The organism is Cryobacterium sp. (assembly GCF_025463825.1).
Classification (GTDB): domain Bacteria; phylum Actinomycetota; class Actinomycetes; order Actinomycetales; family Microbacteriaceae; genus Cryobacterium.
Genome location: NZ_JAODBG010000129.1, coordinates 13,836 through 27,498 on the forward strand (window position 1 = coordinate 13,836; position 13,663 = coordinate 27,498).

Consider the following 13,663-nt stretch of genomic DNA (forward strand, 5'->3'; position numbering starts at 1 on the left):
GGATAACTTCTCCACCGGCTGTGGACAACCCCTGTGGAAACACCGCCCGCCCGGCTCAGCCGAACAGCTTGGTGAGGCTGAGGGCCACGAGCAGGGCGGCGAACGCGCCCAGCAGGCCCAGCTGCAGCACCCGGTTGGTGCGGGACCGGGTCTGCACGAAGATCAGGCCGATCACCGCGCCGCCGACGAGTCCGCCCACGTGCGCCTGCCAGGCGATGTTGACGTTCGGCAGGAACCCGATCACCAGGTTGATGGCCACCAGGACCAGCAGCTGGGTGGCATTGCCGCCGAGTTTGCGCTGGATGACGAGGAACGCGCCCATCAGGCCGAAGATCGCGCCGGATGCCCCGACGACCGGGGTCAGCGGTGAGGCGAGGAAGAGCACGCCCACTGACCCGGCCAATCCGCTGAGCAGGTACAGGGCCAGGAAGCGGCCGCGGCCCAGCATCCGCTCGAGGATCTGACCGAAGATCCACAGGGTGTACATGTTGAGCAGGACGTGGAAGATGAACCCGGTGGAGTGCACGAACACGCTGGTGATCATGCGCCAGGGTTGGAAGCTGCCCGGATACGAGTAGGCGCCGGCGTAGAGCAGCCGGTCGGTGACTCCGAGCCCCGGGATGAGCTGCAGCAGGAACACGACCAGCGTCAGGGCGATGATCGAGGTCGTGACGACGGGGGCGCCGGCCACGCTCAGCCGGCTGAACCGGGTGCGTGCGGCGGATTTGGTGCGGGGCGCGCTCTGGCGCTGCTCTCGCATGCACTCGGGGCAGATGACCCCGACCGCTGCCTGGGTCTGGCATTCGGGGCAGATGGTGCGCCCGCAGCGCTGACAGAGGATGAAACTCTGCCTGCCCGGATGCCGATAACAGAAGTTGGCGGCGGTTCCGGGCAGGCTGGTCATGGTCGGAAGGTCCTAGACCTGCTCGACGGTGATGCTCTCGATGACGACGTCGGTCAGCGGACGGTCGCGGCCATCGGTGGGCACGGTCGCGAGCTGGTCGACGATCGTGCGGGACGCCTCGTCCTCGACGGCGCCGAAGATGGAGTGCTTTCCCTGCAGCCAGGTGGTCGGCACAACGGTGATGAAGAACTGCGAGCCGTTGGTGCCGCGGCCGCCCTGGATGCCGGCGTTGGCCATGGCGAGGACGTAGGGGGAGGTGAAGTCGAGTTCGGGGTTGATCTCGTCGTCGAACTGGAAGCCGGGGCCGCCGGTGCCCTGGCCGAGCGGGTCGCCGGCCTGGATCATGAAGTCCTTGATGATGCGGTGGAAGACCGTGCCATTGTACAGCGGGTCGGTGGAGGTCTTGCCCGTGGCCGGGTGCTTCCACTCGATCTCGCCGGTCGCGAGACCGACAAAGTTCTTGACGGTCTTGGGGGCATGATTCCCGAAGAGGTTGACCTTGATCGGACCGAGGGTCGTATTGAGCGTTGCGACTGCAGTGTGCTTAGACATAGGGACAATTCTTGCACAGCGGCATCAGGCGAATCCGTCTGCCGGTCAGGCATTCAGAGCGCTCACAGGCTATTCAGTGGCAAGATGGTGAGTGTTTACCACACGAATCGATGGAGGGTCCAGATGAGCCTGTCACGCAAGCGCCGAAAGGAACTCACTCGTCTGCGCAAGAGCGCGGACGAACTGTGGAGTCACCAGCAGGAAGTTCTCAACCGCGCAAACGAGATTGCACGTGAGGCCGGCCACCAGGCTGGTGTGCTTACTCGCGAAGAAGTTGTCCCCCGCGTTCGCCAGGGATACGAGCACTACCTACTCCCCGGCGTCAACGCCACCTCGGATTTCGCCGGTGGGGTCCGGCACCAGGTTGTCGACCGGGTCCTTCCGGGCCTGGGCACCGCTTTGGGCACGGTTCTGTCCGTCGGCGACATCGCCAAGGAAGCCCGCGTCGCAGCATTGAACCGGGTTAGCTTCCAGAAGCCGGTCGTCGTGCAGAAGCAGGGGCTGGGAGCGGGAACGTACGTTGCCATCGGTGTGGGCATCGCTGCCGCCGCTGGCGTGGCCTATGCCATCTGGCAGACCTTCCGCGCCGACGACGAACTGTGGGTCTCCGAAGACGAGTCGCTCCTTGACTCGCCGATTGAGAAGTCCACGGACGTCTGAACCGCAGTTTTTCGACAAGGCCCTCGTCTATGGCGGGGGCCTTGTTGCGTACCGGGCCTCGCGGGGCGCTCCAGGCGCCTCTGAGCGGATGTGCGACCGTCCCGCGATAATCGGGACGGCCGGGGTCTCCCGGCGGCTCACGGGGGCTCTGGCGGGCGCCGCAGCGGGCAGAAAAAAACCCCGGCCGTACATTCGGCTGGGGTGCGGTGCTGGTGGGGTGATTGTGGAGCCACGGGGAATCGAACCCCGGACCTCCTGCTTGCAAAGCAGGCGCTCTACCAATTGAGCTATGGCCCCGAACCTGATCTCGCACGGGGCGGGAATCTGGCGGAGATGTAAGGCTATGAAGTCATACGTGGGGATACCGGGATTTGAACCTGGGACCTCTTCGTTATCAGCGAAGCGCTCTAACCAACTGAGCTATATCCCCCTATTGGGCAGATTTGAGACTACCGGAAACCGGCGGAAAGTCCCAATCGAGGCCGCGAGGCGACCTGCGATCGGGCATCCGACGGTCAGTTGTTGGTGAATCCGACGAGCAGGCCTCCGGTGACCTTGACGCTCAGGTTGTACAGCACGGCGAAGATGGCGCCCAGGGCCGTGATGACGACGGTGTTGATGACCGCGACGACGACCGCGAAGCCCATGACGTTGCCGATCGACAGGATCGTGGTCAGCTGCGACGAGCTGCCCGCGATATCCGTGTACAGAGCGTCGATCTGGGTGAAGATGCCGGTGCCGTTGAGCACCGTGAAGGTGAGGAACGTCGCGACGATCGTCACGACGGCCAGGCACACCGCAATCAGGAAGGACAACTTGACGGCCGACCAGAAGTCGACATATACGAGCTTGAGACGTACCTGCTTGGACGTGGTTGCACCTCGGCTCGACTTCTTGGCCAGTTTCTCGGCGACACTACTCATTTGCTGATTCTACTTTCCCCGGCTCGCTTTCCGTTGCAGCCTCGATTTCCTCGACTACCAGATTGCGTTCGGTGTTCTTCGCGATCGCGATGATCCTGTCTTGCTCCGCGAACTTTGCGAAAACGACGCCCATGGTGTCCCGGCCCTTGGCCGGCACTTCGGCGACGTCAGAGCGTACCACCTTGCCGCTGGCAAGGACCACGAGAACCTCGTCCTCACCGTCGACGATGATCGCACCGACCAGGTCACCGCGGTCGTCGTTGAGCTTGGCCACCTTGATACCGAGGCCGCCACGGTTCTGCAGACGGTACTGGTCGACGGAGGTGCGCTTGGCGTAGCCGCCCTCGGTGACGACGAACACGAAGCCGTCATCGGAGACCACAGAAGCGTCGAGCAGGGTGTCGTCGCCTCGGAAGTGCATGCCGATCACGCCCGAGGTGCTGCGGCCCATCGGGCGCAGGGCCTCGTCCGACGCGGTGAACCGGATGGACATTCCCTTGCGGGACACCAGCAGCAGGTCGGAATCCTCGTCGACCAGCAGCGCGGAGACGAGTTCGTCGCCCTCGCGCAGCTTGATCGCGATGATGCCGCCGGTGCGGTTTGTGTCGTATTCGGCCAGCGCGGTCTTCTTGATCAGACCCTCGCGCGTCGCCAGCGTGAGGTACTGGGCCACGCCGTAGTCGCGGATGTCGAGGATCTGCGCGATCTCTTCACCCGGTTGCAGGGCGAGCAGGTTGGCCACGTGCTGGCCCTTGGCGTCCCGGCCGGCTTCGACGGCCTCGTAGGCCTTGGCCCGGTAGACGCGGCCGGTGTTCGTGAAGAACAACAGCCAGTGGTGGGTGGTGGTCACGAAGAAGTGCTCGACCACGTCGTCGGCGCGCAGTTGCGCACCCTTGACGCCCTTGCCGCCGCGGTGCTGGTTGCGGTAATTGTCGCTGCGGGTGCGCTTGATGTATCCGCCGCGCGTGACGGTGACGACCATTTCTTCTTCGGGGATCAGGTCTTCGATCGACATGTCGCCGTCGAAGCCGAACATGATCTCGGTACGGCGGTCGTCACCGAACTTGGCGGTGATGTCAGTGAGTTCCTCACTGACGATGGTGCGCTGACGCTCGGGGCTGGCCAGGATCGACTTGAACTCGACGATCTGGAGTTCCAGCTCGGCGGCCTGGTCGATGATCTTCTGGCGCTCGAGGGCGGCCAGGCGGCGCAGCTGCATGGTGAGGATCGCGTCGGCCTGGAGCTTGTCGACCGTGAGGAGGTCCATCAGGCCCTCACGGGCGTCGTCCACGGTGGGGGAGCGGCGGATCAGGGCGATGACCTCGTCGAGCGCGTCAAGCGCCTTGAGGTAACCGCGCAGGATGTGCGCGTCCGCCTCGGCCTTGTTCAGCCGGAACTGGGTGCGCCGCACGATCACGTCGATCTGGTGGGCGACCCAGGCGCTGACGAAGCCGTCCAGGGCAAGGGTGCGCGGGATGCCGTCGACGATCGCGAGCATGTTCGCGCCGAAGTTCTCCTGCAGCGGGGTGTGCTTGTAGAGGTTGTTCAGCACCACCTTGGCCACGGCGTCGCGCTTGAGCACGATGACCAGGCGCTGGCCGGTGCGGCCGCTGGTCTCGTCGCGGATGTCGGCGATGCCGGTGATCTTGGCGTCCTTGACCAGGTCGGCGATCTTGATCGCCAGGTTGTCGGGGTTCACCTGGTAGGGCAGCTCGGTGATGACCAGGCAGGTGCGACCCTGCAACTCTTCGATGCTCACGACGGCGCGCATCGTGATCGAGCCGCGGCCGGTGCGGTAGGCGTCCTGGATGCCCTTGATGCCGAGGATCTGCGCGCCGGTGGGGAAGTCCGGGCCCTTGATGCGCTGGATCAGAGCCTCGAGGAGCTCTTCGCGGGTGGCGTCGGGGTGCTCCAGGTACCAGAGGGCGCCGGCGGCCACTTCACGCAGGTTGTGCGGCGGGATGTTGGTGGCCATGCCGACGGCGATGCCGACGGAACCGTTCACCAGCAGGTTCGGGAACCGGGCGGGCAGCACGGTCGGCTCGAGGGTGTGGCCGTCGTAGTTGTCCTGGAAGTCGACGGTGTCTTCGTCGATGTCGCGCACCATCTCGAGGGCCAGCGGGGCCATCTTCGTTTCGGTGTACCGGGGGGCGGCGGCGCCGTCGTTGCCGGGCGAGCCGAAGTTTCCCTGGCCAAGCGCCAGCGGGTAGCGGAGGCTCCACGGCTGCACGAGGCGCACAAGCGCGTCGTAGATCGAGGAGTCACCGTGCGGGTGGAACTGGCCCATCACGTCGCCGACGACGCGGGCGCACTTGGAGAACGCCTTGTCGGGGCGGTAGCCGCCGTCGTACATGGCGTAGATGACACGGCGGTGCACGGGCTTCATGCCGTCACGCACGTCGGGCAGCGCGCGGCCCACGATGACGCTCATCGCGTAGTCGAGGTAGGAGCGCTGCATTTCCAGCTGCAGGTCGACCTGGTCGATCTTGCCGTGCTGGGTGCGGTACTTGGCCGCAGCCTCCGCCGCTGCCGCCGCGTCGGCGGTGTCGGGCGTGGTGCCGGTGGTGTCGTCAGATGTCAAGGAAACGCACGTCCTTCGCGTTCTTCTGGATGAAGTTGCGTCGGGATTCGACGTCTTCGCCCATCAGGGTGGAGAAAATTTCGTCGGCGGCTGCCGCGTCGTCCAGGGTCACCTGGAGCAGGGTGCGGGACTCGGGCGCCATGGTGGTTTCCCACAGCTCCTTGTAGTCCATCTCACCGAGACCCTTGTAGCGCTGGATGCCGTTGTCCTTGGGGATGCGCTTGCCGGCGGCGGCGCCATCGGCGAGCAGGGCATCTCGTTCGGCGTCGGAGTAGACGTATTCGTGAGCCGAGTTCGACCACTTGAGGCGATACAGCGGCGGTTGGGCGAGGTAGACGTAACCCAGGTCGATCAGCGGGCGCATGTAACGGAACAGGAGGGTCAGCAGCAGCGTGGTGATGTGCTGGCCGTCGACGTCGGCATCGGCCATCAGCACGATCTTGTGGTAGCGCACCTTGTCCGGGTTGAAGTCCTCACCCAGTCCCGCGCCGAACGCGGTGATCATGGCCTGCACCTCGGCGTTGGCGAGGGCCCGGTCCAGCCGGGCCTTCTCCACGTTGAGGATCTTGCCGCGCAGCGGCAGGATCGCCTGGGTCTCGGGGTTGCGGCCCTGCACGGCGGAACCGCCGGCCGAGTCGCCCTCGACGATGAAGATCTCGGAGGAGGCGGGGTCCTTGCTCTGGCAGTCCTTGAGCTTGCCGGGCATGCCACCGCCCTCGAGCAGGCCCTTGCGGCGGGCGGTTTCCCGAGCCTTCCGGGCGGCCATGCGGGCCGTCGCTGCCTGCAGGGACTTGCGGATGATCTCGCGAGCCTGCACCGGGTTGCGGTTGAACCAGTCGGAGAGCTGGTCGCCGACGACCCGCTGCACGAATGTCTTGGCCTCGGTGTTGCCCAGCTTGGTCTTGGTCTGGCCCTCGAACTGCGGTTCGGCGAGCTTGATCGACACGACCGCGGTCAGGCCCTCGCGCACGTCGTCGCCGGAGAGGTTGTCGTCCTTTTCCTTGAGGATGCCCTTTTCCCTGGCGTACTTGTTCACCAGGGTGGTCAGTGCGGCGCGGAAGCCCTCTTCGTGGGTGCCGCCCTCATGGGTGTTGATGGTGTTCGCGTAGGTGTGGACGCTCTCGGTGTAGGCGGTGGTCCACTGCATGGCCACCTCGAGGGCGATCTTACGGGTGGTGTCCTCGAACTCGAACGAGATGATTTCGTCGTTGACCAGCTCGGCCTTCTTGGCGCGGTTCAGGTAGGCCACGTAGTCCATCAGGCCCTGCTCGTACATGAACGAGTTGGTGAGCGGTTTGTCCTCGACGTCACGGCTCTCGGCGCGCTCGTCGGTGAGCGTCAGGCGCAGGCCCTTGTTGAGGAACGCCATCTGCTGGAAGCGGGCGCGCAGCGTCTCGTAGTCGAAGTCGATGGTCTCGAACGTCTCGGCGCTCGGCCAGAAGGTGATCGTGGTTCCGGTTTCATCCGACACCTCGTCCTGGGTGAGCGATTCGTTCGGCACTCCGTCGTGGAAGCTCTGACGCCAGACATGGCCCTGCCGGCGCACCTCGACCTCGAGACGGGTGGAGAGCGCGTTGACCACCGAGCTGCCGACGCCGTGGAGTCCGCCGGAGACGGCGTATCCGCCGCCGCCGAACTTTCCGCCCGCGTGCAGCACCGTCAGCACCACCTCGACGGTCGACTTGCCCTCGGCCTTGTGGATGTCGACGGGGATGCCGCGGCCGTTGTCCTGCACTCGCACGGCGCCGTCGGCGAGGATCCGGATGTCGATGGTGTCGCAGTATCCCGCGAGGGCTTCATCGACGGAGTTGTCCACGATCTCGTAGACCAGGTGGTGCAAACCGCGGGGCCCGGTCGAACCGATGTACATTCCGGGGCGTTTGCGAACAGCTTCGAGGCCTTCGAGAACCTGAATGTCCTCTGCGCCGTATGCGTGCTCCGGCTCGGTTTTCGGTTCAATTGTCATGTGAAATTGGGCTCCTGACCGTCGCACAGGCGACCCTTCAGCCTACCAAACACCCCGACTGCCAGAGGCCAAATCCGCCGTTTGACGCGTTTTATTCGCACGGTTGACCTGATTTGTCTCCCTACCCGTAGGTATCGCGTGGACCCCGCCCTGGAATTGATCTGGGACCCTTTTTCCAGGAGGGCGCGTTAGGCCCCTGAAAACGAATTGCGGCGATACCGGCGTCCGGGAACTTCTGCGCAATGTGGGTCATGATTTCCACCCGCATCATTCTCAGCTGCGTCGCCCACGCGGTCGACTCGCAGTGCACGGTGAGAATGCCCTCGTCGATACCCGCCGGCGTGGAGTGTTTCGCGGTTTCCTCGCCCGCCAGCTCGATCCAGGACCCGAGCAGGTCGGACTGCGCCATCGGGGAGTTCCAGCCCAGCTGCGCGGTCAGGGAATTGATGGTGTCGCCGAGTCCGCGCGGATCGCGGCCCGCACCGAACGGAACGCTGGACCCGATCTGCGGGCTGGCCTTGCGCCTCGTGCGCTTCCGGGCGGCGTTGGGATCACCGAAAACGTCCTTGAACCGGAGGTAGACCTTGGCGGCCTCGCTGTGCTCAGCCATCCGTTGCCTCGACTTCGGCTGCCGGACCGTCGACGACGGCGCCGGCATGAATATGAATGGCGTGCGCGGCCAGCACCGCCGGCACGTCTTCGAAGACGGCAGCGGTGATGAGCACCTGCTCGTATCCCGTCACGGCCGCGGCCAGGCGGCGCCGCCGGGACTGGTCGAGCTCGGCGAACACGTCGTCGAGGATGAGCACCGGGTCGCCGCTGGAGGAATCCCGGCGGAGCAGTTCGGCGGAGGCTAGTTTGAGGGCCAGTGCGAACGACCAGGACTCACCGTGGCTGGCGTACCCCTTGGCGGGCAGGTTGTTGAGCTCGAAGACGAGGTCGTCGCGATGCGGTCCGGCCAGCGTCATGCCGCGATCCAGCTCCTTACGGCGGAGGCCGGCCAGGGCGGAGCGGAAAGTGTCGGCGGTGTCGCTCCCACCGGTCGCCGGCGCGGCGGCCTGGTCGGATTCCTCGTCGGCACCGAGGATGCTCAGGGACGCGACCAGGTTCGGGCCGTGGTCTGCGCCCGCGACGGCGAGGTAGGCGGCGTGCAGCGGCGGCAACAGCTGCCGCACGAGTTCGGCGCGGGCGTCGATGATCTCGGAGCCAAGGGCGACAAGGCGTTCGTCCCAGATTTCCAGCGTGCCGAGTTGGCTGGTCTTCACGCCGGAGGCCCTCGCGGACTTGAGCAGGGTGTTGCGCTGCCGCAGCACCCGGTCGTAGTCGGTCAGGACGCCGGAAAGCCGGGGGCTTCGCAGGGTCAGCAGCGCATCGAGGAAGCGGCGGCGACCGGACGGGTCGCCTCGGACGAGGGCGAGGTCTTCAGGGGCGAAGAGCACGCTGGAGAAGTAGCGAGGGAGGTCACGGGTCTTGATGACGGAGCGGTTGACCTGCGCCCGGTTGAGTCCGGAGCGGTTGATCTGCACCTCGGCGAGGATGTCGCGGCCGTTGTACTCCAGGCGGGCCCGGATGATGGCGGACTCCTCACCCGAGCGCACCATCGCGCCGGTCGAGGAGACCCGGTGCGAGCCGAGAGTGCTCAGGAAGCCGAGGGCCTCCACCAGGTTCGTCTTGCCCTGGCCGTTCCGGCCCACGATGAGGTTGGGGCCGGGACCGAAGGGAACCTCCGCTTGCGCATAATTGCGGAAGTCGGTGAGAGAGAGATGTGTGACCCGCACAGCGGATCAGTCTGCCTTCTTTATGGCATGGCCACCGAACTGGTTGCGCAGAGCTGCGACGGCCTTCATGGCCGGTGAGTCCTCCTGGCGGGAGGCGAATCGGGCGAAGATCGAGGCGCTGATCGCCGGAACGGGCACGGCGTTGCTGATGGCTTCCTCGATCGTCCAGCGGCCCTCGCCGGAGTCCTCGACGTAACCTTCGATGTCGCGCAGCTGCGGGTCGTCCTTGAGGGCCCGGACCAGGAGTTCGAGCAGCCAGGACCGCACAACGGTGCCGCGCTGCCACGCGGTGAACACTCCGGGGACGTCCTGGATCAGGTCGTCGCGTTTCTCGAGCAGTTCATAGCCCTCGGCGTAGGCCTGCATGAGGGCGTATTCGATGCCGTTGTGCACCATCTTCGCGTAGTGGCCGGCGCCGACCTTGCCCGCGTGCACAAAACCCTCTTCGCGGGGGCCCTCGGGACGGAGGGCGTCGAAAACCGGCATGGCCCGTTCGACGTCGGCCTCAGCGCCGCCGACCATCAGGCCGAACCCGTTGGTGGCGCCCCACACGCCGCCGGACACACCGGCGTCGACGTAGTGCACACCCTGTTCGGCCAGGAGCGCTTCGTGGGTGAAATCGTCGGTGAAGCGGGAATTGCCGCCGTCGATGACCAGGTCACCGGGTGAGAGCCGCGTGGCCAGGTCCGCGATCACGGCGGTGGTGATGGCCCCGGCGGGAACCATGACCCAGACCAGGCGCGGGGCGGGGAGTGTCTCGATCAGTTCCGCGGTCGAGGCGACGTCGGACACGGCCGGATTGCGGTCGTACCCGGTGACGTCGAGCCCCGCGGCCTGCAGGCGGTCTCGCATGTTGGCACCCATTTTTCCGAGGCCGACGATTCCGATGTGCATAGCTGTCCTTCTCGGTTCGAGTCGTGTCGTGCTGATGGGGGGCGGTGGGGCTAGCGCAGCAGCAGGTTGGGTTGCAGCAGGTATCGGTAGCTGTCGGCGCCGGGCTGCTCGCGTGAGGTCTGGCTGGTGATCAGCACGGGTCCGGGCTTGTTGGGGTTCTCGGTCTTGGTGAACGAGATCCGCACGAACTCGGAGTGCACGGCGCCGAGGCCGTCGAGCAGGAACTGCGGCTTGAGCGATACCACGGTGTCACCGCCGGACAGGATCGCGTCGATGGTCTCGGACGCCTGGGCCTGTTCGGAGCCGATCGCCTCGAGGGTGAGGCCGTCGGCGGTGAAACTGAATCGCAGGGCGGCTTCGCGCTCGAGCACGAGCTGGACGCGGCGGGTGGCCTCGATCAGTTCGGCTGTGTTCATCACGGCGTAGTTGTCGACGTTGTCGGGGAACAGGCGGCGCACGGGCGGGTAGTTGCCCTTGATCAACAGCGACGTGACGGTCTTCTTGTCGGCGGTGAAGGCGATCAGCTCGCGGTCGTCGGTGTTGGTGATGGCAACCGAGATGGTGCCGCTGTGGCCGAAGGTCTTGCCGACTTCCTGCAGGGTGCGGGCCGGCACCAGGGCGGTGATCGGTTCCTGGGCCTGATTGGCGCCCGGGTCCCAGTCGATCTCGCGAACCGCGACGCGGTACCGGTCCGTGGCGACCAGGCTGATGCTGTTCTCGGTGATCTGCAGCTGCACACCGGTGATGACCGGGGTGACATCGTCGCGGGACGCGGCGACGGCCACCTGCGACACAGCCGCGGCGAATTCCTCGGCCGGAACTAGTCCAGAGTGGGCGCTGACCTGGGGAATACTTGGATATTCCTCTACCGGCATAGACAGCAGGGTGAAGTTCGCGGTGCCACAACTCACGGTGATTCGGGACTCATTGGTCGAGAATCGCACGGGGGCGTTGGGCATCCGGCTGGCGATCTCGGCCAACAGGCGCCCGGACACGAGCACCTTGCCGGTTTCTTCGACATCGGCGGCGATCTCGGTCTGGGCCGAGACTTCGTAGTCGAACGACGACAGGATCAGGCCGGCCTCGGCTGCTTCGATTAACACACCGCTCAAAATGGGCAGGGTGGTGCGCTGAGGAAGGAGTTTTACAGCGAAAGATACGGCTTCACTGAAGACGTCCCGGTTGGCCTGAAATCTCACGAAGTCACTCCTGTCGATGGGAGACCTGGATACGGCCTCAATGCTAGTCGGGTTTGCGGACAGCTCATTTCTCGAACGAGCCGGCGAGTAAAGGTTGTTGGACCTGGAGCTAATGAAGTTAATCGTTAATCTTCTTAACCGGTGTGGAAACTGTGGATAACTTTGTGGATCCCGCTCAGGGACTGGAAACTACATTCTTGTAACTTGTGGACGGCCTGTGAGGGCCCGGCCCAATGAATGACACGAAGTTGCCTGTGTAATTCGGAGTTTTCACAAGTTGCCGCTGCGTTTCTACAGGACCGGCCAAGTTGTCGGGCGACTTTCCACAGGGTTATCCACAGGTACGAAAACCAAAAAAATTTTCTCTTACTTGTAGCGGTGATCCTGTTTAATGCGGTTCGTGAGTTCCGTCACCTGGTTGTAGATGGACCGTCGCTCCTTCATGAGCTCGCTGATCTTCTTGTTGGCGTACATGACCGTGGTGTGGTCGCGGTTGCCGAACAGCTGGCCGATCTTGGGGAGGGAGAGGTTCGTCAACTCGCGGCACAGGTACATGGCGATCTGCCGTGCCGTGGCGACGGCCTGTGATCGGGACGATCCGTACAGGTCGTCAACGGTGAGCTTGAAGTAGTCCGCCGTGTTGGTGATGATGTCTACCGGCGCGATCACGTTGTCTTCGTCGAGGGTGATCACGTCCTTGAGGACCGTCTGCACGAGGTTCATGTCCACCGGCGTGCGATTGAGGCTGGCGAACGCCGTCACCCTGATCAGGGTGCCCTCCAGTTCACGGATGTTGGAGGACACCTTCGAGGCCATGAACTCGAGGATGTCGTGCGGTACCTGGAGCTTCTCACTCTGCGCCTTCTTGCGCAGAATCGCGATGCGGGTCTCCAGGTCGGGGGCCTGCACATCGGTGATCAGGCCCCATTCGAAGCGCGATCGCATCCGGTCTTCGAACCCGGTCAGTGCCTTGGGCGGCAGGTCGCTGGTGATGACCACCTGCTTATTGTGGTCGTGCAAGGTATTGAACGTGTGGAAGAAGGCTTCCTGCGTTTCGGCTTTTCCCTGCAGGAACTGGATGTCGTCGATCATCAGGATGTCGATGTTGCGGTACCGGTTCTGGAAGGCGGAACCGCGGTTGTTCGCGATCGAGTTGATGAAGTCGTTGGTGAATTCCTCGCTACTGACGTAACGAACGCGAATTCCGGGGTACAGGCTCATTGCGTAGTGCCCGATTGCGTGCAGCAGGTGGGTCTTGCCCAGTCCGGAGGATCCGTAGATGAACAGCGGGTTGTAGGCCTTGGCCGGAGCCTCGGCCACGGCGACCGCGGCGGCGTGGGCGAACCGGTTGGACTGGCCGATCACGAAGTTATCGAAGCTGTACTTGGCGTTCAGCCGGGTGTCGTGCACGCTGTCCGGTGCGGGGCTCTCGAACACCGACTGCGGTGAGGCCGGCATCTCGATGCTCGGCTGGTGCACCGGCTCCGGGATCGGGCGCAGCGACTCCTGTTCCAGTTCCGGGTTGACCACGACGTAGAAGGTCGACACCGCGACGGACTCGTTGAGCTGGCCCATCGCGGTGAGCAAGGGCACGCGCATCCGTTGGTTGAGCATGCTGGCGGTGAATTCGTTCGGAACCTCGAGGTAGAACGTCCCGGCGGCGATGCCCTTGGGTTCGACCAGGTTCAGGAAGCCGTAGAGCATGGGAGTGATCGAATCGTCGGACTCCAGGATGGTCAGAACCGACCGCCACGTTTCGCTGATGGGCTGTTCCCCGTCTGCCATGGTTCCCCACATTCTTGATCTTTACGCGTTGCCGCCGAGAGAAGACGAGCGGATCATCGACACAGAATGTCAAACCGAACGATTCATCCACAAGGTTATCCACCGCCTGTGGGTAAATAACGACTGGATTCTCAGGCTTTACCCACACCCTGTGGATAACTTGTCCTCACGGTAGCCAATGACCGGCGGTCAGGCCAAATTAGCTGGATAAACCCCCGCGTGTCTGTCCCGGATTCACCGATTCAGTGGGCAGAATCGTCTGTTTGGGCGTCTCCAGTTTGACCGGGGACGAGGGAAGCCGTAGTTTTAATCAGTTGACCCCAGCCCGTGGGCTACCTCACTCTTTCCCGGCCGCTCGTTTAGGCCTGCGGAGATCCAATACGTGGAGATTGAACAATGAGCAAGAGAACGTTCCAGCCGA

11 protein-coding genes and 2 tRNA genes are annotated in these 13,663 nt (G+C 64.2%); 1 reads left to right on the top strand and 12 read right to left on the bottom strand.

Features of this window, described 5'->3' with window-relative positions; all coding sequences use genetic code 11:
* Window positions 1-55: 55 nt before the first annotated feature.
* Window positions 56-904 (bottom strand): rhomboid family intramembrane serine protease, encoded by an 849-nt coding sequence (locus tag JWP54_RS15895; protein ID WP_297373916.1) that lies wholly within the window; start codon window positions 902-904, stop codon window positions 56-58.
* Between the two features lie 12 nt (window positions 905-916).
* Complete coding sequence (locus tag JWP54_RS15900) at window positions 917-1,456, bottom strand: peptidylprolyl isomerase (protein WP_297373919.1); 540 nt, start codon at window positions 1,454-1,456, stop codon at window positions 917-919.
* Window positions 1,457-1,579: 123 nt separating this feature from the next.
* Here JWP54_RS15900 and JWP54_RS15905 point away from each other — a divergent pair, with 123 nt between their 5' ends.
* On the top strand, window positions 1,580-2,116 hold the full coding sequence (locus tag JWP54_RS15905; RefSeq protein WP_297373922.1) for a hypothetical protein: 537 nt from the start codon (window positions 1,580-1,582) through the stop codon (window positions 2,114-2,116).
* Window positions 2,117-2,340: 224 nt separating this feature from the next.
* On the opposite strand, the gene JWP54_RS15910 is transcribed toward JWP54_RS15905, so the two are convergent.
* The 10 genes from JWP54_RS15910 to dnaA form a co-directional block, all read right to left on the bottom strand.
* Window positions 2,341-2,413: transfer RNA gene (locus tag JWP54_RS15910), tRNA-Ala, on the bottom strand.
* 59 nt (window positions 2,414-2,472) lie between these two features.
* Window positions 2,473-2,546 (bottom strand) — tRNA-Ile (locus JWP54_RS15915).
* 85 nt (window positions 2,547-2,631) lie between these two features.
* A complete protein-coding gene (locus JWP54_RS15920; RefSeq protein WP_265398170.1) occupies window positions 2,632-3,039 on the bottom strand; it encodes a DUF3566 domain-containing protein in 408 nt (135 codons plus the stop codon).
* Window positions 3,032-5,524 carry a DNA gyrase subunit A gene (gene gyrA, locus JWP54_RS15925; protein WP_297373947.1) on the bottom strand — a complete coding sequence of 831 codons (2,493 nt, stop codon included), beginning with the start codon at window positions 5,522-5,524 and terminating at the stop codon, window positions 3,032-3,034. Before gyrA ends, JWP54_RS15920 begins: the two co-directional genes overlap by 8 nt.
* 85 nt (window positions 5,525-5,609) lie before the next feature.
* Window positions 5,610-7,586, bottom strand: a complete 1,977-nt coding sequence (gyrB, locus tag JWP54_RS15930) for a DNA topoisomerase (ATP-hydrolyzing) subunit B (protein WP_297373929.1) — start codon at window positions 7,584-7,586, stop codon at window positions 5,610-5,612.
* Between the two features lie 121 nt (window positions 7,587-7,707).
* The gene (locus JWP54_RS15935) at window positions 7,708-8,196 is read right to left on the bottom strand and encodes a DUF721 domain-containing protein (RefSeq protein WP_297373932.1); all 489 of its coding nucleotides are present in this window, start codon (window positions 8,194-8,196) and stop codon (window positions 7,708-7,710) included.
* The gene (gene recF, locus JWP54_RS15940) at window positions 8,189-9,364 is read right to left on the bottom strand and encodes a DNA replication/repair protein RecF (RefSeq protein WP_297373934.1); all 1,176 of its coding nucleotides are present in this window, start codon (window positions 9,362-9,364) and stop codon (window positions 8,189-8,191) included. The genes JWP54_RS15935 and recF overlap by 8 nt, the downstream gene beginning before the upstream one ends.
* A gap of 6 nt (window positions 9,365-9,370) precedes the next feature.
* On the bottom strand, window positions 9,371-10,258 hold the full coding sequence (gene gnd, locus JWP54_RS15945) for a phosphogluconate dehydrogenase (NAD(+)-dependent, decarboxylating) (RefSeq protein ID WP_297373937.1): 888 nt from the start codon (window positions 10,256-10,258) through the stop codon (window positions 9,371-9,373).
* Between the two features lie 50 nt (window positions 10,259-10,308).
* The gene (gene dnaN, locus JWP54_RS15950; protein ID WP_297373940.1) at window positions 10,309-11,457 is read right to left on the bottom strand and encodes a DNA polymerase III subunit beta; all 1,149 of its coding nucleotides are present in this window, start codon (window positions 11,455-11,457) and stop codon (window positions 10,309-10,311) included.
* 366 nt (window positions 11,458-11,823) lie between these two features.
* Window positions 11,824-13,242, bottom strand: coding sequence for a chromosomal replication initiator protein DnaA (dnaA, locus tag JWP54_RS15955; protein WP_297373944.1), 1,419 nt, complete (start codon window positions 13,240-13,242; stop codon window positions 11,824-11,826).
* Window positions 13,243-13,663 lie beyond the last annotated feature (421 nt).